The sequence below is a fragment of the uncultured Kordia sp. genome (genome assembly GCF_947489565.1).
Classification (GTDB): Bacteria; Bacteroidota; Bacteroidia; order Flavobacteriales; family Flavobacteriaceae; genus Kordia.
The window spans coordinates 12927-37059 of record NZ_CANLEA010000017.1; the positions used below are offsets into that span (position 1 = coordinate 12927).

The 24133-nt window shown below is 34.2% G+C and carries 23 protein-coding genes; 8 read left to right on the forward strand and 15 right to left on the reverse strand.

What is annotated here, in order from left to right; all coding sequences use genetic code 11:
• Positions 1–4: 4 nt before the first annotated feature.
• From Q0845_RS20385 to Q0845_RS20425, 9 genes are all read right to left on the reverse strand, one after another.
• Positions 5–514 (reverse strand): acyl-CoA thioesterase, encoded by a 510-nt coding sequence (locus Q0845_RS20385; protein ID WP_298517110.1) that lies wholly within the window; start codon positions 512–514, stop codon positions 5–7.
• Positions 515–871: 357 nt separating this feature from the next.
• Positions 872–1225, reverse strand: a complete 354-nt coding sequence (locus tag Q0845_RS20390) for a DUF6686 family protein (protein WP_298517111.1) — start codon at positions 1223–1225, stop codon at positions 872–874.
• A gap of 10 nt (positions 1226–1235) precedes the next feature.
• The gene (locus Q0845_RS20395; RefSeq protein WP_298517113.1) at positions 1236–3437 is read right to left on the reverse strand and encodes a PepSY domain-containing protein; all 2202 of its coding nucleotides are present in this window, start codon (positions 3435–3437) and stop codon (positions 1236–1238) included.
• Between the two features lie 13 nt (positions 3438–3450).
• The gene (locus Q0845_RS20400; RefSeq protein WP_298517326.1) at positions 3451–3885 is read right to left on the reverse strand and encodes a DUF2271 domain-containing protein; all 435 of its coding nucleotides are present in this window, start codon (positions 3883–3885) and stop codon (positions 3451–3453) included.
• Between the two features lie 64 nt (positions 3886–3949).
• Positions 3950–5449 (reverse strand): ankyrin repeat domain-containing protein, encoded by a 1500-nt coding sequence (locus Q0845_RS20405; RefSeq protein ID WP_298517115.1) that lies wholly within the window; start codon positions 5447–5449, stop codon positions 3950–3952.
• Positions 5450–5455: 6 nt separating this feature from the next.
• Entirely contained in the window at positions 5456–6361 is a 906-nt protein-coding gene (locus Q0845_RS20410) for a DUF6607 family protein (protein WP_298517117.1), read from the reverse strand.
• A 10-nt stretch (positions 6362–6371) separates the two neighbouring features.
• Entirely contained in the window at positions 6372–7001 is a 630-nt protein-coding gene (locus Q0845_RS20415) for an HmuY family protein (RefSeq protein ID WP_298517119.1), read from the reverse strand.
• Positions 7002–7019: 18 nt separating this feature from the next.
• Positions 7020–9107: a TonB-dependent receptor gene (locus Q0845_RS20420; protein ID WP_298517121.1), complete on the reverse strand. Its 2088-nt coding sequence runs from the start codon at positions 9105–9107 to the stop codon at positions 7020–7022.
• Positions 9108–9301: 194 nt separating this feature from the next.
• A complete protein-coding gene (locus Q0845_RS20425; protein ID WP_298517123.1) occupies positions 9302–10264 on the reverse strand; it encodes an SPOR domain-containing protein in 963 nt (320 codons plus the stop codon).
• 279 nt (positions 10265–10543) lie between these two features.
• Here Q0845_RS20425 and dprA point away from each other — a divergent pair, with 279 nt between their 5' ends.
• The 4 genes from dprA to Q0845_RS20445 all read left to right on the forward strand — a co-directional run bounded on the left by dprA (position 10544) and on the right by Q0845_RS20445 (position 13863).
• Entirely contained in the window at positions 10544–11650 is a 1107-nt protein-coding gene (gene dprA / locus Q0845_RS20430; protein WP_298517125.1) for a DNA-processing protein DprA, read from the forward strand.
• Between the two features lie 11 nt (positions 11651–11661).
• The gene (locus tag Q0845_RS20435) at positions 11662–12198 is read left to right on the forward strand and encodes a Crp/Fnr family transcriptional regulator (protein WP_298517127.1); all 537 of its coding nucleotides are present in this window, start codon (positions 11662–11664) and stop codon (positions 12196–12198) included.
• Positions 12199–12251: 53 nt separating this feature from the next.
• Positions 12252–12812 (forward strand): DinB family protein, encoded by a 561-nt coding sequence (locus Q0845_RS20440; RefSeq protein WP_298517130.1) that lies wholly within the window; start codon positions 12252–12254, stop codon positions 12810–12812.
• A 103-nt stretch (positions 12813–12915) separates the two neighbouring features.
• Positions 12916–13863 carry a C1 family peptidase gene (locus Q0845_RS20445; RefSeq protein ID WP_298517132.1) on the forward strand — a complete coding sequence of 316 codons (948 nt, stop codon included), beginning with the start codon at positions 12916–12918 and terminating at the stop codon, positions 13861–13863.
• A 4-nt stretch (positions 13864–13867) separates the two neighbouring features.
• Here Q0845_RS20445 and trpS read toward each other — a convergent pair whose 3' ends face one another.
• Positions 13868–14836, reverse strand: coding sequence for a tryptophan--tRNA ligase (gene trpS / locus Q0845_RS20450; protein WP_298517134.1), 969 nt, complete (start codon positions 14834–14836; stop codon positions 13868–13870).
• 134 nt (positions 14837–14970) lie between these two features.
• Here trpS and Q0845_RS20455 point away from each other — a divergent pair, with 134 nt between their 5' ends.
• Positions 14971–15714 (forward strand): 1-acyl-sn-glycerol-3-phosphate acyltransferase, encoded by a 744-nt coding sequence (locus Q0845_RS20455; RefSeq protein WP_298517137.1) that lies wholly within the window; start codon positions 14971–14973, stop codon positions 15712–15714.
• Positions 15715–15807: 93 nt separating this feature from the next.
• Here the strand turns inward: Q0845_RS20455 and Q0845_RS20460 are convergent, their stop codons facing one another.
• The 5 genes from Q0845_RS20460 to Q0845_RS20480 all read right to left on the reverse strand — a co-directional run bounded on the left by Q0845_RS20460 (position 15808) and on the right by Q0845_RS20480 (position 20927).
• Positions 15808–17574: a hypothetical protein gene (locus Q0845_RS20460; RefSeq protein WP_298517139.1), complete on the reverse strand. Its 1767-nt coding sequence runs from the start codon at positions 17572–17574 to the stop codon at positions 15808–15810.
• Positions 17567–18106: a sigma-70 family RNA polymerase sigma factor gene (locus Q0845_RS20465; protein ID WP_298517142.1), complete on the reverse strand. Its 540-nt coding sequence runs from the start codon at positions 18104–18106 to the stop codon at positions 17567–17569. The genes Q0845_RS20460 and Q0845_RS20465 overlap by 8 nt, the downstream gene beginning before the upstream one ends.
• A gap of 33 nt (positions 18107–18139) precedes the next feature.
• Positions 18140–18568: a hypothetical protein gene (locus Q0845_RS20470; RefSeq protein WP_298517144.1), complete on the reverse strand. Its 429-nt coding sequence runs from the start codon at positions 18566–18568 to the stop codon at positions 18140–18142.
• A 145-nt stretch (positions 18569–18713) separates the two neighbouring features.
• A complete protein-coding gene (gene recA, locus Q0845_RS20475) occupies positions 18714–19721 on the reverse strand; it encodes a recombinase RecA (protein ID WP_298517146.1) in 1008 nt (335 codons plus the stop codon).
• Between the two features lie 546 nt (positions 19722–20267).
• Positions 20268–20927 (reverse strand): hypothetical protein, encoded by a 660-nt coding sequence (locus tag Q0845_RS20480; protein ID WP_298517148.1) that lies wholly within the window; start codon positions 20925–20927, stop codon positions 20268–20270.
• A 217-nt stretch (positions 20928–21144) separates the two neighbouring features.
• On the opposite strand from Q0845_RS20480, the gene Q0845_RS20485 reads away from it, so the two are divergent.
• From Q0845_RS20485 to Q0845_RS20495, 3 genes are all read left to right on the forward strand, one after another.
• Positions 21145–22176 (forward strand): rhodanese-related sulfurtransferase, encoded by a 1032-nt coding sequence (locus tag Q0845_RS20485; protein ID WP_298517150.1) that lies wholly within the window; start codon positions 21145–21147, stop codon positions 22174–22176.
• 101 nt (positions 22177–22277) lie between these two features.
• The gene (locus tag Q0845_RS20490) at positions 22278–23648 is read left to right on the forward strand and encodes a regulatory iron-sulfur-containing complex subunit RicT (protein ID WP_298517152.1); all 1371 of its coding nucleotides are present in this window, start codon (positions 22278–22280) and stop codon (positions 23646–23648) included.
• A complete protein-coding gene (locus tag Q0845_RS20495; protein ID WP_298517154.1) occupies positions 23632–24120 on the forward strand; it encodes a gliding motility lipoprotein GldH in 489 nt (162 codons plus the stop codon). Before Q0845_RS20490 ends, Q0845_RS20495 begins: the two co-directional genes overlap by 17 nt.
• Positions 24121–24133: the final 13 nt, after the last annotated feature.

The window sequence follows — 24133 nt, forward strand, 5'->3', positions numbered from 1 at the left end:
ATTATTACCCAAATAAGGCTTTCAATTCTGTGGCGTCATCTGGTTTCATCTTTCCAGCGAGTACTAAACTTAATTGTCTTCTTCGCAACGCGCCATCAAAACGTTCTTTTTCCAATTCCGTTTCTGGAACTAAACAAGGAATTTGTACAGGTCGTCCCGTATCATCTACAGCAACAAACGTATAAATAGCTTCGTTCGCTTTATCGCGCATACCAGATTCACGATCTTCAATCCAAACATCAATATAAATCTCCATGGATGATTTAAAAGCTCTAGAAATATTAGCTTCAACCGTAACCACACTTCCTACAGGAATAGAACGATTGAACGCTACATGATTCACAGAAGCCGTAACTACAATACGTCGCGAATGTCTACGTGCGGCAATACTTGCAGCTCTGTCCATACGTGCTAGCAATTCGCCACCAAATAAATTATTTAACGGATTTGTTTCACTTGGCAATACCAAGTCGGTCATAACCGTTTTCGATGATTTTGGATGTTTTGTTTCCATCAATACATTTTTTGCAAAGGTACACAGATTCGTTTGTAACAAAGCTAAAAAACAACAATAATTGCGCTCCTAAGAGCGCAATTAGTTCACAAGGGCTTTCTGTAATACATAGTGCAATTAGTGTGTAATCTTATAACTTCAACACCTATAAATTACAAACAATAAGTTTTAAAATTTGCGGATCAATTCACCTTACTTCCATAAACACCTTATAATAAAAACGTAGTGTAATTGATGCTAAAACCAATTTTTATAAAACTTATAAGTCCCTTGTTGTATGAGAAGATTTGTATCGAATAATTGGCAAATCTTTAGTACTTCTTCTCATGCTTTGTTATTTTTTACATGGCTAAATATTTAATTTATAACAAGTGTGTAATCTATTTGTGAAACATCTAAAAGTGGCTTTTCTGAAGTTGATTTGCTACAAAAAAGGACTTTGAGTTCTTCTATTTCATGCCTATTAAACAGTAACATTAAATTGTCCTGCGTGGTAGGAATTGGAATTTTACGCTTTATATTCACATTTGCATATTTATGTTCCCAATATCCAATTTCAATAGTGAATAGATAAGCGCTGAATTCTTCAAATTGCGCTTCAGAAAACTCTAAATAAATGTTTGAGAATTCTAAATGATAAATGTTGCAGGTTTTGCAAAACGTTAAAATTCCGCTATTTACTTGACTAATAGTTGTTAATGAATTACACATATATTTTCTTTTAATAACAATCCATTTTTAGTTGCTCCATGCTTTCAAACTCGCTCAATGGTAGTTCTAGCTTTGATCTTGTAATGGTATCTAGTAAATTCAAGACTTGATTTTGCATAGCAACAGCGCCACAAATCATAATAACTCCATTATCTTTTAACACATTCGCGATCAAATTTTGCTGTTGTTTCATGACATCTTGCACATAATATTTGGTGGCAGTTTCTTGGGAATAGGCAATATGTAAACTCGTAAGTTTTTTAGATGCCAAACCGTTATCGAGAATATCTTTGTACACTTTTACAGAAGCTTTGGTGCGTGTTCCCCAAAATAGATGCAGTTTTTTGTGCTGTTGATTCTCGTTGATCATTCCTAAAAAAGGACCAATTCCAGTTCCATTAGCAATCATGACTATTTCATCGGCGTATTTTGGAAAATGAAACTCGTAATTTCGTTGAATCTTGGCTTTTACCATAGCATTTGTAGCAAGCTGACTCAAATAGGTAGAACAGATTCCAAATTCATGTTTTTTCACGCTTAATACAATGTCATTGTTTATTTTTCCAATAGAATATTGACGTGCTATCAAATCACTTTCAGGATAGAAAGACAATAAATCACCCGATTGGAATTTTTGCTTTTTTGTAGGCTTCAGCCGAATTAAAAAAGTGTCATCTTCATTCAACTCAGAACGTTTTACCACTGAAAATGAACGTAATTTTTTAAGATTTACATTGACTTTTGGCTTTTCAATTTTAATGGGAATTTTGGTGTGATTTCCCCATTGTTTTGCCCAATCTTGAAATGCCGTAAACGATTGATTGTTAATCTTACATATGGGCATAATTGATTCGAAATTGCCATGTGTTTTTAGGATTGCATCTATATCTACAGCGTATTTACAAAACTCAGGATACAGTAACGATCCAAAACCAACCACCGAATAATGAATCGTATTTTTTTGGATGCTATTTTGAAGTAACTTTTCAAAGTTTTTAGCATTGCTCGGTGCTTCTCCTTCGCCATACGTGGAAGTCATTACGATAAGATGTTTCGCATTTGAATAACTCGTATATGTGTTTAATGTTGAGATATATACCTTTTTCCTGTTCGCGAGAAGCGCCTTGTAAAATAGAGTTGCAAAACGATAAGTATTTCCTGTTTCAGAACCTACTAAAATGACGAATTCAGCATCGTTTTTATCATGAATATTTTTAGGTATTAATTGCTTTTTGGTACGTTTCAGCGTCATCTTAAAACCTGAATAGATGAAAAATAACAACCCAATACTGGCGAGCAATAATACAATTGCCCACCAAATGCTACCTTGTCCTGTGTGTAATACCAAACTCCATTGCGAAGCCAACGCCACCAAAGGAAATTCGTAAGAACTTAAAATGTCTCCTGTATATTGATGAACTTGTATTTCTTTGTCTATAAGTGCTACCAAAAAATAATCTTCTATGTCTGTGGAGAAAGGGAATTCAATCTTTTTTACTTCGGCTAAAGATGTATTTTGAAACAATTTAAAATCTGATGGAAGCATCTTTTCAGGAATTGTTTCTGAAAGTTCTGTGGTTTGATGCGAAACTTGATAGGATGGAAGCCAGGCGAATTTTTCAAGCGATAAGTAAACGCCTGTAAGCGTAATAATCACCAAAGGAATAAATAGTATTTTCCCGAATTGAATATGATAGTATTGTTGAAAATTCTCTCTGACCACTTTTGAGAAAAAACGTTTAAAACCTCCTTGACGCTTTGCAATAAGCAAAATTCCAGTAACGGCAATAAGCAATAGTAAGAGTGATGCAAAACCTACTAAAAAACGTCCTGTGCTCTTTAGAAAAAGCGAACGATGTAAATTGGTAGCAAATTTGAAAATTGGTGCTTTTTCAACAATATTTCCTAGTTTTTTTCCAGAAATAGGATCTATATAAAATGTTTCGCTGTCACCTTCTTTTGTAATGACAGCAGCCACGACAAAATCATCATTCGTCACTTTTACCTCAATAACTTCATCGTATTTTTGTTGTAAAACCTCCACAGTATTGGCAATGGATATTTCATCTAAATTTTCGATAGCAAAAGGCGCTAGCTGATTTGAAATAGGTTCAAATGCTAGAATAATTCCCGTCAAGGAAGCCATTACAATAAAAAGTGAAGAAGATATAGCCAACGCAAGGTGACTATATCTCCAGATTGAAATTGCCATCAGATAGCTAAATTTATTGCGGAATCATACGAATGTATCGTATAAATCCTTTTCCTTCTACTTTACTTTTAATGCTTTTGGAAGTTAGCTCAAACTGTACATCATCTGTATAATATTCCTGATCTTCTACCGCTGTTTCAAAACGAATTTTATAACCCGTATTGAGTTTGCTATCTGGTATTTCAATCACGCTGATTTTGCGTTCGCCACCACTGATGGTTTCGCCAGTAATGGCATCAATATCTGGACGTTTTTTTCCATGAAACTTCCACCATTCGGTAATGTCTGAATACCATTCGTCATCGTTTCCTTGTACATATAATGTTTGTACATATTCTCCTTCCGCATTTAATAAAGAAATGGCAATATATGCGCCTTCTCCAGTATAATTTTTCATCTGAATCATGCACTTATACTTAGCGCTTTTTTCTGCATTGGTAAAACTCATCAGCACACATGCAGCAAGTAAACTAGTGATTGTAAAAAAGGTTATGATTGTTTTTTGCATAAGATTATTTCAAAAAAGTGATGTCTATATTTTCTTGTTGTAATACTTCGTTTTCGAGTGCCAAATCGTATACACTTTCTTCAAAAGCAGTTTTTGTCGATTTGTCTGCTCCAATGGATAATAAATACTTTAAAACTTTTGTATTCTTCGCTTTCATTGCTGCGATGTGCAAAGGTGAAATTCCATCGTTGTTTTGCTGGTTTACATCAATTCCAAGTGACTGTACATATTTGATGAGGTCTATATTTTCGGTATCAACAGCTATATGAAACAAGGTGTTTCCGTTAGGTTGCGGTTTCTTAAAATTGAATCCTTTTCGTTGTAACAAAGCCAGTTTTTTATGGAAGTTTTCAGGCTTTTTAGCATTGTAATTCTTCAGTAAATAGTAACCGAGATTGTTTTGTTCTTTATCTACGACATTGATATTTGCTCCTTTTTCCAATAGAAAAGCGACCACTTCTGGCGTATTACGATATACGGCATTTGATAAAGCAGATTTCCCTTCTTTGTTTTGGTGATTGATGTTTTTTGTCTGTGAAGTCAGATACCGAACGATCGCTTCTTCATTTCGGGAAGCAGCATATAACAGCGGCGTGTTTCCATCGGCATTTGCTTGATTGACGTTAACACCATTGTCCACAAAATATTTGAAGGTTTCTAGATCTTGCGATTTATATGAAAGTGCATGCAAAGGTGTTTCTCCATCAGTTGTTGTTATGTTTGGAGGAATTCCTAAGGAAGCTAAATATTTAAAAGTTTCCAGAGTGTTCGTTTTTCTACGCAATCCGCGACTGGCAAAAATGATCGCATTTTCTCCTTTTGTACTTACAGATTTATAGTCAATTCCGTTGTCAATCAAACGTTTCATTAGTGGAATATTTCCTGCTTTGGCCGCATAGTTAAAAATTCCGTTACCGTTTGTATCTGTACTTTTTAGTGAAATTCCTTTCGAAATAAAATATTCAATAATTGAATAATTTTTAGCAAAAGGTGCTACTAACAGCAATGCATTTGCGCCATCGTTATTGACTTCTTTTGTAAAATCTGCACCATGAATGAGACAAAAATTATAAAGCTCAGTATGTAACTGACCTGTAACTGCTGCAAAGTTTGCCAAAGAATATCCGTGACTATCAATGAGGTCCGTTTTCGCACCTTTTTCAACTAAAAATCGCATTATTTCCAGATTATCTCTGTATATCGCCCAAAATAGATACGTTCTTCCGTCATGCGTAAGTTTGTTAACGTCATTCCCTTTTTTAGAAAGTAAATATTTAATGGTTTTGTTATCTGTTTTTTCAATAATTGCCATGGAAACTGCATCAAACATATTCCGATCTAGTTGTGCAATGTCATTTCCGTTGGCTATTTTTTGATCAATATCTGCAATGCTTGGATTTGTTTTCCAATAGGCTCTGCTCAAAAATTCATTGGATTGTTGTCCTAAAGCCATACCGACAAACAAAAGCAGCAAGCAAACAGGATATATTTTGATGTTTTTCATAGCTTTTTATTTTTTTACAAAAGATTCAATGACTTCATTGATTTCTTCTTTTTTCTTGATTTCATCCGCAAATAAATGCTTATACAATGCTTTATTATCTACTTTCGCTTCTAGTGATAAATGAGAGTTTCTTTCGTAAACCTCATTCCATTTTTCACGAACTGTTGCCCATTTTGCCTGATGTGCTTTCCACCAATCGGCAGCAGCTTTACAACGACTATCCGCCACTTTTTTATACACATTGTATCCTTTTTCGCTGGCAATGATGATGTCTTCTTTTCCTGCTTCACGAACTACTTTTAAGTTGTCTTGATCGTGAATCCAACCGTTGTCTGTAATTTCATGTCTGTTTCCACGAACCGTTACGTTATAATCGCTTCGTTTTGTATACTCACGTCTTGGTAATGGCGCATCGGTTGTGTTTTCCCAAAAGCTTTTTCCGTCTACATGAACCCAAGTTCCTGAGCCTTCATATCGCGGACTGTCATCTACTTGAAATACCTTTTGTGTCCATTGTTTTTTGACATCAGCTTTTGATTTTTCTTCAAAAAGCCAGTTATTATCTCCGTTGTACATATAAAAATCGGTATTTTCATACAGCCAATCTTGTCGCCAATGTTTTACAATATGTGGTTTTGCTGGATTTCCTACTTGTAATAAATGTTGGATAGATATTTTATTCTTTTCATCTACAACCAATTCTGCCCATTCCAAGCCTTTGGCAATTTTTGTTTCAGATGGTTTGTATAATGAATCTTGATCGTACTGAAATGTTTCTGCAAAGTTGAAAGTAACTTCAAAACAACCACACATTTCTTTGATGGCGTTTCGGTCTTTCTTCTTTTTACTTTGTGCCTGTGTAATACCGATACATGCAAACGACATTACAATTAATATTGCGATTTTTTTCATGAGGATTGATTTAGAAGTTAGTCACATTGTCATTAGGTTGATACACATAATTAAAAGTGAAGTAGCGGCTTTCATCTACAAAGGCATCCGGATTGTCTGGTGCGTCTTTGTAATAGCTTAAGATTTCTAATTTTGCATACTTTCCGTCGTGTGTACGTACGACTAGTATTTTTCCTGGTGTTGGATTAATTAAATGTGTTGGCGGACCAGCATATGTATACCAACCATTTCCGCTTCCTGTAGCAATAGCATAACTAGTAGTGCTATCTTGCACTAAGTTTTCAGAGCTTACCTCAGTTACAGAACTCAGAGTTCCATCGGCAATATATACCGCGGCATTTCCTGTACGTGCAGGTTCATCGGTAGTTCCTAAAGAAGCGCCTCCATTAATAATGATAGAAGTTCCTCTAAAAGCAATATCCCAATCAGTTTCGCTTGTAGTAGTTTCGCCAGTAGCAAAATTAAACTTGGCAAAAGTTCCTGAAACAGGTTGTCCTTGACCTCCATTTTGTGGTGCGTGTAAATTGTTGATCGTTTCTGAATTTACAGGTAGTAATTGCGTCGTTGCGTCGTCGTCATTGCTACAAGCAACGAATCCTATACTTAGTAAGATTAAGGTTAAAAATTTGATGGTTTTCATGATAAATTGTATTAGTAATTAGAATTGAATTGTTAGGTTTCCGTAAATAATACGGCCAGCGATATTGCTGATATTTTGCGGATCGGTAAAGTCAAACAAATTGTCAACTCCTACACCGAATGTATAATTGTCATATATCGTTTTGTTAACGGCAAAGTCCCAAATAGCATATCCATTTACGAAGTCATCATAGTTGTCCAAATAGCCGTTTCCGTTTGCATCGCTAATTCCGTATTTACTACGATAAACGGCTCTTAGATTTGTGTTGAGATTCCATTTAGGAATGCTGTAAAACAGTTTTCCATTTGCCATATGTCGAGAACGATTGAACAAGCCGAAATAGTCGGAAGTTTCTAACTGAAAAGAAGGCGAATTGGTGCTTTCTCTGGCAAATACTTCTCCATTGTCAAAAGCTTCTTTTGCAGCTTTATCTTTCGCAAACAACAATTGATATCCTGCGGAAAATTTTAGATTTTCAATTATTTTCCAAGTGCTTGAAAACTCCAAACCTTGTGTGTACACTTCATTGATGTTTGTATAACTAAATACATTTTGCCCGTTGGTTTTATTGGCAATAATTCTGGTGTCGATTAAATCGTCAATGGTATTTCTGAAAAAATTGAGTTGTACAGACAGTTTGGAAGTCGGTTTATAATCGAATCCAATATTGATGGCGAGCGAACTTTCAGGTTTCAATTCATCAGAAAATGCACTTACAGGAACCAATTGATTGGCAATTTGTCCTTCGGCATCTAACTGTGCAATGGCATCAGCAACCGCATTGTATCCTAGCACAGTATATCCAACCGTTGCATTGGTGAAATTGAAATATAGTTGTCTAAAATCGGGTGCTTTAAAACCGTATCCGGCTGAACCTTTGACAGCTAGTTTTGGATTGATTTCATAGCGAAGTGCTAGTTTTGGACTGAACTGTGAAGCGTATACATTATGATTATCGAATCGTGCGCCCACAATTACATTTAACTTTTCTAACGGATTTCCATCGTATTGTACATACGCATACGGCGCTTTAAACTTTGGTGTTTTACTAAAAAATGTTCGATCTAAGGTTTCATACGTATATCCAATTCCGCCAATGTATGAAGCTTTCTCAGAAGCTTTGTACACAGTTCGTATTTCTGGACGAATCATATTTTGATCGAAAGAAGCACCACTGAAAGTTGTATTATCAGTAATGTCATCTAAAAATTCGGAAGCATAGTAATTTGTGCTGTATACTTCTAAGGTACTTTGCCATTTATCATTAAACGTATGATTTAATTTTGCATGCACATTCCATTCGTTTACCCTACTTTCTCCTTGCAAAGTTTCAGAAGCAATATTGTCTTGTTGTTGTGTGAAGATTCTACCAGAAAAAAGAAGAGCTGTTTTTTCAGAAAATTGATACGTTGCTTTTGATGAAATGGTGTAATTCTCAAACGGTTCAACAGTATTGGAAACTGTGTTATTCGTCAAATTGTAACCGTCGCTACTGTAGCGATTTACAAATCCGGAAATGCTGAATCTGTCATTTTTGTAGCCAATATCGGCACGTGTATCGTAGGTTTCAAACGAAGCTGTTCGTTGTTGAATGCTTCCGTTGATACCATATTTTGGAGTTTCCGTAATAATATTGATCACGCCACCAAGTGCTTCATTTCCATATAGAGAGGAAGAAGCGCCTTTTATAATTTCAATTTGTTTGATGTTTCCAACCGTAATTCTATCTACATCCAACGTTCCTGCAGAACGGCCAATGAGTGGAACTCCATCAATCAAAATAAGTGTATAAGCAGAATCTAAACCCTGCATTTGGATGCCTTCTCCGCCACCAAAATCAGGAACAGTAATCAAGCCACTTTGTTCGTTTAAAATGTCGCTCAAACGCACTGCATTGATGGCTTTTAAGTCTTTTTTAGAAACAATAGTAGCTGGTAAAGGAAGTGAAGATAATTGACGCTTTGTTCTGGTTGCTGTGATGACCACATCTTCTAAAGCTTCAGTTTTCAGCGAATCTTTTTCGGTAGTATTTGATTGTTGTGCATTTAAAATTCCAGCGATAAACATCAAAAAACAAACAAGAATATTATTTTTATTTAGACTCATTATATTTAATTTGAATGCAAATATATATTTTATTTTAATTCAATCTAAATAAGCATAAACAATTTTTACAAGAAATTTTTATCATCAAAAAGATGAAATGGGGAAGGAGAAGTGTTACCCAATGATAGTTAGGTACATACAAAAAAAGACCGCTAACAGTAGCGGTCTTTTATAAATGTATATTTGTAAAATTCTTATTTCGTAACGAGTAACCAAGCTTCTGGCGCTTTGGTTTGTTTTATTTTTGCCAATGCTGTTACAGCTTCAGCACGTGTAGAAAAACTTGCGTATGATACTTGGTGTAAACCATAACGGTTTTGACCTAGTAGTTCGGCATCAAAACCATCTGCTTGCAATTCAGCTACTTTTTCATGTGCATTTCCTTCAATTCTAAACGCACCTGCTACCACATGATAGTTTTGTACTTCTTTAGCAACTTGTAGTTTTATTGATGGCAATTCTACAGGATTTGTGCTAAAAAACGTTGCCTGTTGAATGTACTTGTCAATTGATTTTTTTGCTTTGCCATCTTCAACAATTTGTTGTTGTTCTTGCTGTGTCTTGCTGTATTCGTTAAATCCAAAAACACCTGCGGTTAAAATAATAGCTGCAGCTGCGGCGTATGTCCAAGGAAAACGTCTGCGACGTGTTTCTTCAACAATTGGTAACGGAATGGCTTCTTCAACTTCCTCTTGAACTACTATAGGACGTATTTCCTCTCTAACTTCTTCAACAACTCTACTTATTTCCGAAGAAACAAACGATGAAAGTCCAAATGATGAGGTTAGGTAATTCAGTTGATACGATGGTTCAAATTGTATTTTTCCTTCTACATTTAAAGAAAGATCACCAATATTTTCAAGCGAAATAATTTCAGAATTATTTAAGTCTTTTTTCCATGTATCTACTTCCGAAAGTACTTTTTGTAGCGTACTTTCATAATCTTCCTTTGTAAGATCTGCAATGTATTTTACCAACAAACCATCATTGGAGTTCAATTGTGCATTGAATGACAATTCTTTGGTTGGTGGATAAAAGGCATTGGTCGTATGATGTACTTGCGCTCCTTTTCGTTGCGTTAAAAAGGCACCGAAGTTAGGCACAGTGACACATTCGTATCTGTATAAAAGGTCGCTTATGTATAATTCTAATCTCATTAAAACAAAGTTAGGAAAATTTTGAAGCCAATAAAATATCGACGTAACTTTTTATTAACATTAGGTTTTTAGCGGTATGAATCAACAATTTAAATCGTATAATTTTTCTTTTTTCATGTTGAAATCAGCTCTTAATACAACTATTTATATGCTGATGACAATTTTAAAACGGAAAGAAGGTATGTAAAAATGGACATTTTTGTTGTCTTAAAAACTTTATATACGTCTCATTAATCTTTTAAAAATCCTGTAATTTTAGTAGCTTAATTTGAAACGAATATGAATTCTGAAGAAGAATTAATATATGCACTTGCGTTGCAAAAAACCGCAAAAATTGGCGATGTTATTGCAAAAAGGTTGATAAAACATTGTGGAAGCGCAACAGCTGTACTGAAAGAAAAGAAAGAAAACTTACGAAAGATAGATGGAATTGGCACGTATATTCTAGCCGATTTACAGAATGCAGCACATATAAAAGCTGCTGAAAACGAATTAAAATTTATTCAAAAAGAAAACATTCAAACGCATTACTTTTTGGATGAAAGTTATCCAACACGTTTACAACATTGTGCAGATAGTCCTATTATATTGTTTCAAAAGGGAAATGCCAATTTGAACGCTTCCAAAATGATCAGTATTGTTGGAACGCGAAAAGCTACGAGTTATGGAAAACAATTCTGTGAAGAATTGATAGCTAATTTGTCACCATTGCAACCTACAATTGTTTCTGGTTTTGCCTACGGAATTGATATTGTAGCACAACGCGCAGCGATTAAAAATGACATTCCAACCATAGGTTGTTTGGCGCATGGTTTGAATCAAATATATCCAAAAGAACATCGCCGTTATATGCAATCGGTACAAGAAAACGGTGCTTTTGTGACTGATTTTTGGAGTACATCCAATCCGGATAGAGAAAATTTTTTAAAAAGAAATCGCTTGATTGCAGGAATGACACAAGCCACCATTGTGATTGAATCTGCCGAAAAAGGAGGAAGTTTGGTGACGGCACATATTGCCAATTCATACAATAGAGATGTGTTTGCAGTGCCAGGCAGAGTAGGTGATTCGCAAAGTATTGGTTGCAATAACTTAATCAAACAACAACGCGCACATATTTTAACGTCTGCAGCAGATATTGTGTATCTTTTAGGTTGGGAATTGGAAGTTGAGTCGTTTCAACCTGTACAAAAACAGTTATTTGTCGATTTAAATCCCGAAGAAGCCATTATTCATTCATATTTACAAGAAAAAGGACAAACATTATTAGATCGTATTGCCTTAGAATGTAAATTGCCGATTCATAAAATCACGCCTATTTTATTGCAACTCGAAATGAAAGGAGTTGTAAAACCATTGCCGGGCAAATTGTTTGAAGCAATATAAAACTCAAAAATATGAATCCAATTTCAACATTGATTGACCGAATACATGATGAAGATCTTTGGTATAAAGAAATCACTTTAGAGCGCAATGAATACTTAAAAGTAAAAGGCACTGTTGATACTAATATGTATTTAGTAAAAAGTGGAAGCCTGCGTATTTTTGTAATTGATGAATTTGAAGAGCAAACCATTCGTTTTGGATATCGAAATAATTTGATAGCAGCTTTAGATTCTTTTTTAAATGGAAAACCATCTGAATTTTACATTCAAGCACTTAAAAAAACAACCGTAAAAGCGATTCGTAAAGAAGATTATATCAACTTCATTAATGCATCAACTGAAAATAGAAAATTGTGGTTGGCAATTTTAGAAAGTTTTGTGCTGCAACAAATGGAAAGAGAACGAGATATTCTTACATCTTCACCTTTAGAAAGGTATCATAGAGTTTTGCAGCGAAGTCCGCAGTTGTTCCAAGAAATACCTCATAAGTATATTGCTTCATATTTACGAATGACTCCTGAAACACTTTCAAGAATTAAAAAATCTTAATTTGAATCAATTTTTTTGAACTAGTTGATACTGAAATTTGTCATAAAAAAACAATGGTATCAACATCAAATCAATTATTACAAAATTTATTAGAGCTTACACGAGCGAATATCAACACGATTGAAAGCTTTAAGAGCCAACCGATAAGCTCTTTAAACTGGAAACAAAATCCGCAAAGTTGGAGCGTTTTGGAATGTATAGCACATTTAAACCGATATGGTGATTTTTATATTCCTGAAATCACGAAGAGAATAGCGAATTCAAAGTATAAAAACTCAGAAGTTTTTAAAAGCAATTGGCTTGGAAACTATTTTAGTAAATCAGTTGCTTACAAAGAGAATTTAAACAAAATGAAAACATTTAAATCTATGAATCCTCTGAATTCAAAGCTAACTGCTGAGACTCTTGAAATTTTTATTAGCCAGCAACATCAAATCATTGATTTATTGAGCAAAGCAAAACATGTAAATTTAGATAAAACTAAAACGGCAATTTCTATTTCAAAATTTATCAAATTAAGACTAGGAGATACTTTTAGGGTGATAATATATCATAATGAGCGTCATATAAAACAAGCAGAGAAAACTTTTTATTTAGCAACACAAGCAGTCTAATCTTATTTAAAAAAAACTCTTCTTATTTGATATTTAGTTTGTTATGTTTGAAAAGTGTTCAGTATTTACTTATATTTAATACATAAAAATAACAACCAACACCATGAAAAAACTTTCTTTTTGTATTCTGTTTTTAAGTGTAAATTGTCTTTGGAGTCAAATAAAACTTGAAAACCCCGAAACGCTTTGGAGTACTAATCATAGAGAACTGCAAACACCTGTAAAAAATCAAGGGAACGGTAATTCCTGTAGTTCATTTGGTGTGGCAGCAGCTTTAGAAGTATTACCCAATATGCCTAGAGACATTAGTGAAAACTTTTTATATGCTGCTCTTAAATACGAACAATTGGAAGCAGAAACAGGAATTACTAGAGGTAATTTTTTAAGATCTTACATATATTCTTTGCATAGATATGGCATTTTAACAGAGGCAGAATTGCCATATCCTAAAGTGATGGCTGGTACATGGAATGATGAAGATTCCGAAATTAGAAAAGCACTTGCAGAATCTACTTCTGGACCAGTTTCTTTCTTACTTCATAAAAATAAGGCACGACTATTAAACTTAGATTCGTATAAATATTTAGGAGAAAAAGAGAGTAAAAATGTGAAATATCTAAAAGAGTTGTTGGATAAAGGCATAAAAGCAATTCCTGTGTCTTATGAGTTATATCAGCCAGCATGGAATAACTATACATCTAATAAGTACACGACAATTACTCCTGATGATGGTTATGGAGTTTTACTCCAGAATGGTTCTTACGCAAAACACTCTGAACTCAAAGAAAAGTATCCAGATTTGAATGATAGAATTAATAAAAGACTAGTAACTTTTGATAAAACAGTAAAGATAACGCCGAATTATAATCCGTATGGAGGTCATGTAGTCACCATTGTTGGATACGATTCAGAAGGGTTTATTATTAAAAACTCTTGGGGAAAAGATTGGCGTTATGGAGGCTACGAGCGTATAAGTTACGATTATCATGAAATCTTTGCTTATGAAGCACTCATTATTGAAAAAGTGAGTTATGAAATAATGAAAAGGTAGGGTATTAATAACCTACCTTTTTTCGTACTCTTGCTAAAACTTCGTTTGCTACTTTGTGCGCTTTTTCGGCACCAACTGCTAAAGCAGCATCAATTTCGTTTTTGTTTTCCATATAGTGATTAAAACGTTCACGTTGTGTCGCAAACTTTTCTACAATCAGCTCAAAGAGTGCTTGTTTTGCATGTCCGTATCCGTAATTTCCACCTGTATAATTTTGACGCATTGTTGCAATTTGCTCATCACTAGCTAAAAGCTTGTATAATGCAAATACATTATCTGTATCAGGATCTTTCGGATCTTCCATAGGTGTACTATCCGTTTTGATTCCCATTACTTGCTTGCGAAGCTTTTTATCGGTTTGAAAAATATCAATTACGTTATTTTTACTCTTACTCATCTTAGTTCCATCGGTTCCAGGAACGAGCATTGTTTCTTCTCTAAACTTTACTGAAGGCATTACAAATGTTTCTCCCATTTTGGTATGAAACCTTGAAGCAACATCTCGTGTAAATTCCAAGTGCTGTTCTTGATCTTTTCCTACGGGAACAATTTCTGCATCATATAATAAAATATCGGCCGCCATTAACATCGGATACGTAAATAGTCCAGCGTTAACATCACTTAAGCGATCGGATTTATCTTTAAAAGAATGTGCTAATTCGAGTCTTGAAAAAGGGAAAAAACAATTTAAATACCATGCAAGCTCTGTTACTTGTGGGATATCACTTTGACGGTAGAAAACAGTTTTATCAATATCTAAACCAAATGCAAGCCAGGTTGCCGCAGTTCTATAGGTGTTTTCTCTAAGCGTTTCTCCGTCTTTAATCTGCGTAAGTGAATGCATGTCTGCAATAAACAGAAAAGAATTATTATCCGCATTTTCAGACATCTCAATTGCTGGGATAATTGCACCTAAAAGATTCCCCAAATGTGGAGTTCCTGTGCTTTGAATTCCTGTAAGTATTCTTGCCATTGGTATTTTTTAATTATGAAATTTTGACAAATGTACTTCATTTATAAAGAATTTTTTAAAAATTGTCATGCTTCGTTTCATAAAAATAAAATTTAAATGCATTTTCGAAACTTTAGTGTATTTTTGGCGCTGAGATGACTTTAATAAAAAATATTGGAAGAATTTTGTGGCGCATTTGGTTTTACCTTTTAGTGCTTATTCCTATACTTATATTTTTTCCATTCTTGTTATTATTTACTACAAGTGAAAAATTGTATCCGCAGTTTTTTTGGGTTGCCAGAAATTTATGGGCAAGACCTATTTTATATGGAATGGGTTTCTTTCCGAAGTTTAAGCGAGAAGAAGAAATCATTAAGGGTAAAAGTTATATGCTGATTGCAAATCATACGAGTATGACAGATATCATGTTGATGTTGTTAGCTTCTAAAAATCCATTTGTATTTGTAGGTAAAAAAGAACTTTCTAAGATTCCAATTTTTGGTTTCTTTTATAAGCGTACTTGTATTTTAGTAGATAGAGGAAGTCCTAGAAGTCGAAAAGCAGTATACGACAGCGCACAAGAACGTCTAAGCCAAGGAATGAGTATTTGTATTTTTCCAGAAGGCGGCGTTCCTAAAGAAGATATTGTATTAGACAATTTTAAAGATGGCGCATTTCGTTTGGCAATAGAGCATCAAATTCCTGTGGTGCCAATGACTTTTGCAGATAATAAAATACGATTTCCGTATTCTTTTTTCCAAGGATCTCCAGGACGTATGCGTGTAACTATTCATTCATTTTTAAGTACAGAAGGCAAAGAAGTCGCTGACAAAAAAGAGATGAGTAAAACTGCAAGAGAAATCATTTTGAATGAATTGACTGCGTATGGCATTTCATAAAAAAACCGCTTTCCTATTAAAAATAAGAAAACGGTTTTTGGCAAACATCACTGCTTTTAAGGTATAATGGCATATACCTAACCAACTAAAAAACTAAAACCTAAAACTGACTCCTGTATAAACTCCTACTGAGTAAGGGTTAAAGTTGCCAGTATTTCCTGAAAATGCATTTAACTGATATTTTAGCATTGGTTCTAAGTTGAACTCCAATTGATCGGAAAATTTATAATCAATCCCGATTCCAATATTCGTGCTAAAACTCACATCATTTACATTGGTAGCTTCTCCTAATTCGGTTAATAACTCCGGAGAATCTAATATGATACTATTCTCTGTTAGTAACAGTGTACTTACACCGCCAATAACATTAATTCCTAATTTTTTATCTAATACAGCATACTTAAGTTCTACAGGAACTTCTATATAACTCATACGCTGACTTAAGTCTCCTTCAATTTGTTTTTGAAAGATTGTAGATGTTTCCGTTGTTGGAAATTGATACTGTGAAAAAGTTTCACCTGTTGGTGCTTGACGATCTTGAATGTTAAACCCAGCATTGCTATTTTTAAATTGAATCGTTGTCAATTCTGGTCCATCAAAAGAAGGAACCAACGCAATATCTTTAGTGTTGTAGCTGTATTCTACTCTATGAATTCCAGAACGAACCGTAAGTCTATCAGTAATGTCATAACCAACATTTACACCGTAACTTAAATTAATATCACCTGTTTTAGAATTGTCAGCAAACGTTTCATCAATTGGAGAACCATTGCTAAGTGTATTGTAATATACAGGTGAAGCATTTGGTGAAATGGTCCATTTGCTTATGTTGGTTTCTGCTACTTCTGTTTTGTCTTTTTCTAAGTCATGTAAATCATTAATAACATCTAAAATAGATCTTTTAATTTCGTCTTTTTCTTCTTTTTGTGTATCCGCAACTGCCGTTTCAGTATTTGTCGTTTCTGAATTCGTAGTAGCATCAGCAGTGTTACTTTTTGAATTGGTAGTTTCTGTCGGATTTGAATTTGACTGTGTATCGTTTTGTGCTACAGCAGATGAATTCTTATTCGTAATTGCATTTGCATTCGAATTTGCTTCAGAACCTTTTACGGTATTTTTGTGATTACTTTCCGAACCATTCTTGGTATTATTTGCAACTGCATTTGCTTCAATTTTGTTAGAAATATGCTCTTGTCCTTTAATCTTATCGTTTCCTATTTGATTATCTGAACCTTTGGTATTATTTGCAACTGCATTTTCTTGAGTTCCTATATTTTTATTTTGAAGCGTAGTTGTGTTGACACTATTGTTTGAAGTGTTTTGATTTTCATTTTGTTGCGCAACCGCATTTTGAACCTTTTGCAAGGCACTTCCTTTTTGAACAGTACTATCTTTTCCGTTTTCAAGTTTATTTACGTCGTTGTTGATAGTATTCTCATTCGCAATTTGCTCTTTATTTTGTATGGCATCTTCTGGCGAAGTATCATTTTTATCTTGCGTTGAATTTTGCTCAGAATTATTATTGTTCGTGTCTGTTACCTGCGAATTGTTATTGGTTTTGTTCGCGTCATTGTTGGATGAATTGTCATTTGTAGTCGAGGTAGTTTGATTTTCAGAATCAATTCCTGGACCATTGTCACCTATAAATTTTGTTCCTATAAAAAACAGTAAAGCAATAGCAGCGGCAATTCCAGCAGCTTTATACAACCAAGGCAATAACACAATGCCTCCTTTTTTCTCCTCAGCCTCCTTTTCATCTAATCTACCGGAAATTTTATCCCATAAATCGGGAGCGGGAGATGCTTCAAAATCTTTGAAACGGTTCCGAAAGAAATTATCTATATTATTTTGATCACTCATTGATGGCGATTTTTTTTTTAAACGATTCTACTTTGTTCTTCAAAATCATACGTGCTCTTGCTAAGTTTGACTTCGAAGTTCCTTGCGAAATGCCTAACATTTCAGCAATTTCTTGATGCGAATAATCATCAAGAACATATAAATTAAATACCAATCTATATCGATCGGGTAATTCTTGTACGATGCTCAATAAATAATCTAATGAGACATCTTCTTCATATACGGTTACTGCTTCTTCTTTCAGTACACGTTCATTTACAACTTCAAAAACACCTTTACTTCTGTATTTTTGAAGCACGGTGTTTACGGTAATTCTTCTAAGCCAACCTTCAAACGAGCCTTTGAAATTGTATTGACCAATTTTTTCAAAAATAACCATAAAACTATCTTGCAGATTATCTTCCGCTTCAAGCTTGTTCCGAGAGTACTTTAAGCTTGTAGCGTAGAGTTTTTTGGCATATTCTCTATACAATTGTGCTTGTGCATCACGGTCGTTATTCTTACAATTATGTATGAGTTGTTCTAAACTCACTCGTTTTATTGGTTTTTCTTAGTAGCTTATAATTTAGTTGTTGTTGACAGGTACTTCATATACCAAGTACATATCTTCTCCTTCATCATCTCTTCCTTGCCAGAATTTAAATGTATATGGTTCAACAGCAAGCGCATTAAAGCTAAATGTTTCGGTTTTAAATTCTTCTTCTAATGTTTCGCAGTTTGTTCCAATAGTTACAAAATTTACTACGGCAACAGTTCTAACGTTTCCAGATTGTTGTACATATTCAAAATTGCTGAATGAATGACAAGTAGATGGACGTTTGTAAGTAACGCTGATGGTATGCGTACTTCCAAGGTTAAAAGCTAAAGGTATTTCAACACTGTCAATAGGAATAAGCTCAAATTGAAATTGAACATCTGATAAACCATCGTCAACTGCGCATGAATTGAAAACCATCGAGCTCATTATCAAAGCTAAAAATAATATCTTCTTCATAATCAAAATAATAAACTACTTTTCAAGTAGATGTATAAATTAGTAAAAGGTTGCGTCTAAAAATAAAAAAAATCCCGATAAGGGATTTTTTTATGATATATAAATTATAATACAATATAAATTCTATTATAATTAGTATAATTTTTTAGCTATTTGCAATAGCTTCTTTTATTTTAATTTCTAGTTCTTCCAATAATTCTGGATTGTCTTCTAGTAACGTTTTTACAGCATCACGTCCTTGTCCTAATTTAGAGTCACCATAACTAAACCATGAACCACTTTTCTTTACGATTTCATAATTTACTCCGATATCTAAAATTTCTCCTACTTTAGAAACACCAGCTCCATACATAATGTCAAATTCAACAGTTTTAAATGGTGGTGCTACTTTATTTTTTACAACTTTTACACGTGTTTTGTTTCCTTTTACTTCGCCATCAGTTCCTTTAATTTGTGTAGAACGTCTGATATCTAAACGAACAGAAGCATAGAATTTTAAAGCGTTTCCACCAGTTGTTGTTTCTGGATTACCGAACATTACACCAATTTTTTCACGTAACTGGTTAATGAAGATTACCGTACAATTGGTTTTGCTAATAGAAGCTGTCAACTTACGCAAAGCTTGAGACATTAAACGCGCATGTAATCCCATTTTAGAATCTCCCATTTCACCTTCAATCTCACTTTTTGGTGTCAATGCTGCTACCGAGTCAATCACAACAATATCAATAGCTCCAGAACGGATCAAATTATCAGCAATTTCTAAAGCTTGCTCTCCGTGATCTGGTTGCGAAATAATTAAATTGTCAATATCAACACCTAAACTTTCAGCATAAAAACGATCAAAAGCGTGCTCTGCATCAATAAAAGCAGCAATTCCGCCTTTCTTTTGTGCTTCTGCCATTGCATGTAAAGTCAAGGTAGTTTTACCAGAAGATTCAGGACCATAAATCTCAATCACTCTTCCTCTTGGATATCCACCAACTCCTAAAGCAATGTCTAAACCTAGTGAACCTGTTGGAATCGTATCTACTTCTTCTACAACAGAATCACCCAATTTCATCACAGAACCTTTTCCGTAGGTTTTGTCTAATTTGTCTAAGGTAAGTTTTAATGCTTTTAACTTTGCTTCTTTTTCTTTATCTGAACTCATTATGTCAATTTTCTATTAATTTGAACGATGCTAAATTACTATTTCTTTTCGCTGAAAACAATTCGCGATTTCTCATTTTAAATAAATCGACTCAAAAAAATCTATAATCCGACGCAACCTTTTCAAAAATTGGACATCTATTGAGTAAAATTGCTTATAAAAAATGAGAGTTTCAAACAGATTTATTTACAATACACGAGATAATGCTACAGTTCCATTATTTGGGAATTGCAGGCTTGACGGTGGCTAGCTTCATTGTTAATTCTATTCTTTAATAGAGAAATTTAATATTAACAATGAATTAGCTAGTAAGAGCGCTTCTGTCCACATAGAAGCGCTTTTATTTTTCCCGTAGTTGCAGTAAAAAGTTATTTTGAATGTAAAAAAACATGCTTTTCATCTTCTTTTCTTCTATTTTTTACAATACTTTCTACCAAAAACGCCTACTGTAATGCTATCTACAAAAACTAAAGTACATTTTTTGACTTAATAATACCGAACAAAGTTTATAAGCGCGCTATTTTTTTTATAAGCGTTGTTTTTTGATTAATTACAACTACTAAAAGGAGCAGAACAAGTATAAAATGGCGTATTTGAACAATTAATTCCAATATTTGGATTTTGATATCCTAAAACTTCCGAATCTGTACTGGAAATCCAAATAGTTCTACAAGTACCCGAAGGTCTGTTTCCTTCATTAATTTTTATGGCATATTGTGGTGGATTTGGATTAATAAGAACTACCGATTGCACATAAGCTACATGTCCTTCAGTAATACCAGTGTCCATAATTACAGCCGATCCAACGGAAGGTGTACAGGTGTTAATTAGTTTTTTCTTTCCGCCAAGACATCCTGTATTTGTCCATTTGTAAGTAACTGGGCAGCCTGAGTCTACGGGCATTAAACGATTGTCAAATCCGCGAACATGATGCACGCAGTTTGAACAATTGGCTTTTGCAGTATTAACTTCTCCTGGAGAATAATGATCTAAGATTTTTAAAATCTCTTCTTGTGTCAAATCTTTAAAACGATTGTCTTTAGAAAGATCAATGAATGATTTTCCAAAATCTATTTTATAAGATTCAAAATCTAAAGCTTCTTCACGTAAATCTGAATTTTCTACTTCATTGCTAGTACAATTAAAGCACATCAGAGCAATGGCTGCTAAAATGCTCGTTTTTAGCATTACTTTTTTAATGTTCATGATAAATATTTTATTGGTTATACTGCAATGTAAAAAAATCAAGAAATAAAAAAGTAAGTTATTTCCGTAATTTAAATACGTAAAATTTTGAATTTGAAGAAAATAGCAAAATATTTTTTTAAGGACTAAATATCTATTCTTTAAAAAATATGGTGAATTAAGTAAAAAATGTATTTTTGCCGAAAATATACGCTTTAACTTAAAAAATTGATATAGCATGCAACTGTACAATAAATTAAGTGCGAAGGAAAGAGCGGAATTGATCGAAAAAGCCGGTAAAGACCGTATGACGATATCTTTCTACAAATACGCACACATCGGAAATCCAGAAATTTTAAGAAATCACTTATTCATTAATTGGGACAGTATAGAAGTTCTAGGTCGAATTTATGTATCGTATGAAGGTATAAACGCACAACTTTCTGTGCCTGCCGAAAATTTCAACACCTTTAAAGAACATTTAGATACAATTTCATTTTTAGAAAATGTACGATTGAATGTGGCGATTGAGCAAGATAACAAGTCATTCCTAAAGCTAAAAGTGAAAGTAAGAGATAAGATTGTTGCAGACGGACTGAATGACGAAAACTTTGATGTAACGGATAAAGGAACACACGTAGCTGCTGCCAAATTTAATGAATTGCTCGATGATGAAAATACTATTTTGGTAGATATGAGAAACCATTACGAAAGTGAAATTGGTCATTTTCAAGGTGCCATTACACCGGATGTAGATACATTTAGAGAATCATTACCTATCATAGAAGACGACTTAAAAGAACACAAAGAAGACAAAAACCTTGTTATGTATTGTACAGGTGGAATTCGTTGTGAAAAAGCAAGCGCATATTTTAAACACAAAGGTTTCCAAAAAGTATATCAACTAGAAGGCGGAATTATTAATTACGCACGTCAGGTAGAATCACAAAACTTAGAAAATAAATTTATTGGAAAAAACTTTGTGTTCGATCACCGAAGAGGCGAGCGAATTTCTGATGATATCATTGCCAATTGCCATCAATGTGGAAATCCTTGTGATACGCATGTAAACTGCGCAAACGAAGCATGTCATTTACTATTTATTCAATGCGAATCCTGCGCCGAAAACATGAATGAATGCTGTTCTGCCGACTGTAAAGAAATACACAGTTTGCCAAAAGAAGTGCAAAAAGAACTTCGAAAAGGGAAAGAAGTTAGCAACAAAATCTTTAAAAAAGGACGATCGGAAGTATTGAAGTATAAAAAGTAGATTTTCGATGCTACAGAAATAATCCTATCTTTACATTTTTAGAGAAAGAATACGAACCCTACATCTGCATATCCCGAATTGCAGATTCTATATATAAAAATATGAGTTGTAACAGTTGTTCAACTGGTAAAGATGGTCAACCCAGAGGCTGCAAAAACAATGGAACTTGTGGCACTGATAGCTGTAATAAGCTAACAGTATTCAATTGGTTATCAAATATGTCGCTGCCTAGCAATCAAGCTCCATTTGATTGTATTGAGGTGCGCTTTAAAAACAGTAGAAAGCATTTTTATAGAAATACAGAGAATTTAACACTCAGCATAGGAGATATTGTAGCTACCGAAGCTTCTCCAGGACATGATGTGGGTATTGTAACCCTTACAGGCGAATTGGTACGTGTGCAAATGCGTAAGAAAAAAGTAAGCCTTGAAAGTGAAGAAATCAAAAAAGTATATCGAAAAGCATCGCAAAAAGATATCGATGTTTGGTCGCGTGCACGTGATAGAGAAGAAGCTATAAAAAAACGTTCGCGTGAATTGGCCATTGCACTTGGTCTGCAAATGAAAATCTCGGATGTAGAATTTCAAGGAGATGGTTCTAAAGCTACGTTTTATTACACTGCAGAAGATCGTGTAGATTTTCGTCAGTTGATTAAAGACATGGCAAAAGCCTTTAGCATTCGTATTGAAATGCGCCAAATTGGTTTTCGTCAAGAAGCAGCTCGCTTGGGCGGAATTGGCTCTTGCGGACGTGAATTGTGTTGTTCCACTTGGTTGACCGATTTTCGTTCTGTAAATACAGCTGCAGCCAGATATCAGCAACTTTCCTTAAATCCTCAAAAATTGGCAGGACAATGCGGAAAATTAAAATGCTGTTTAAACTTTGAATTGGATGCGTATTTAGAAGCTTTGCAACAATTTCCAAAAAGTGACGTAAAACTCTATACCGAAAAAGGAACAGCTGTTTGCCAAAAAACAGATATCTTTAAAGGACATATTTGGTATGCGTATGAAGGCGAATGGATGAATTGGCATAAACTCACTACAGAGCAGGCTAATGAAATCATTGAACTCAATACAAAAAAAGAAAAAGTAATAAGTTTAGAAGAGTATGCAATTGAACTTATTGAAGAAGATACTAAAACAGACTTTGAAAACGTTGTAGGACAAGATAGTCTTACTCGATTTGATAAGAAACCCACTCGAAATCGAAAAAGAAGAGGCGCTCAAAACAAGAAAAAGCCTAGAAACAACAATGCCAAAGCTGGTGCAACTGCAAAAAATAATAACAACCAAAAACAAAAAGCAGCAAACGCAGGCAAAAAAGGCAACAACAGTGCAAAGAACAATCCTCGTAACAAAAATAGCAACAAGCCTAAACAGCAAAATGACAATGCTAGAGGACCAAAAAACACTGGGAACAAGAATAACAACAGACGTAAAAAATCGAACAAAAATGCAAAGTCCAAATAAGTACGCATTTTTAGTATGTATTCTTTGTACACTACTATTTATTTCTTGTGATGGCAATCGTGTATTCGACCAATATGTTTCTACAGGAACTTCTTGGGACAAAGACACACCTTTACATTTCAAATTCCAACAGCCAGACACGATAAACAAATACAACTTGTTTATCAACGTGAGAAATACAAACGAATACGAATTTCGGAACCTATTTCTTATCGTAAACATGAACTTTCCAAATGGAAATGTTGTTTCTGATACTTTAGAGTATGACATGGCAGCACCCGATGGAAAATGGCTTGGTGCTGGTATGACCACCAAAGAAAGTAAACTTTGGTATCAAGAAAATGTACCCTTTCCTTACAAAGGAACCTATGAAGTAACCATACAACAAGCCATGCGAAAAATTAATGAACCTCAAGGAGTCCAAAGCTTAAAGGGAATCTCAGAGGTTGGCTTTAGAATCGAAAAAAATTAGTGCAAACAACGTA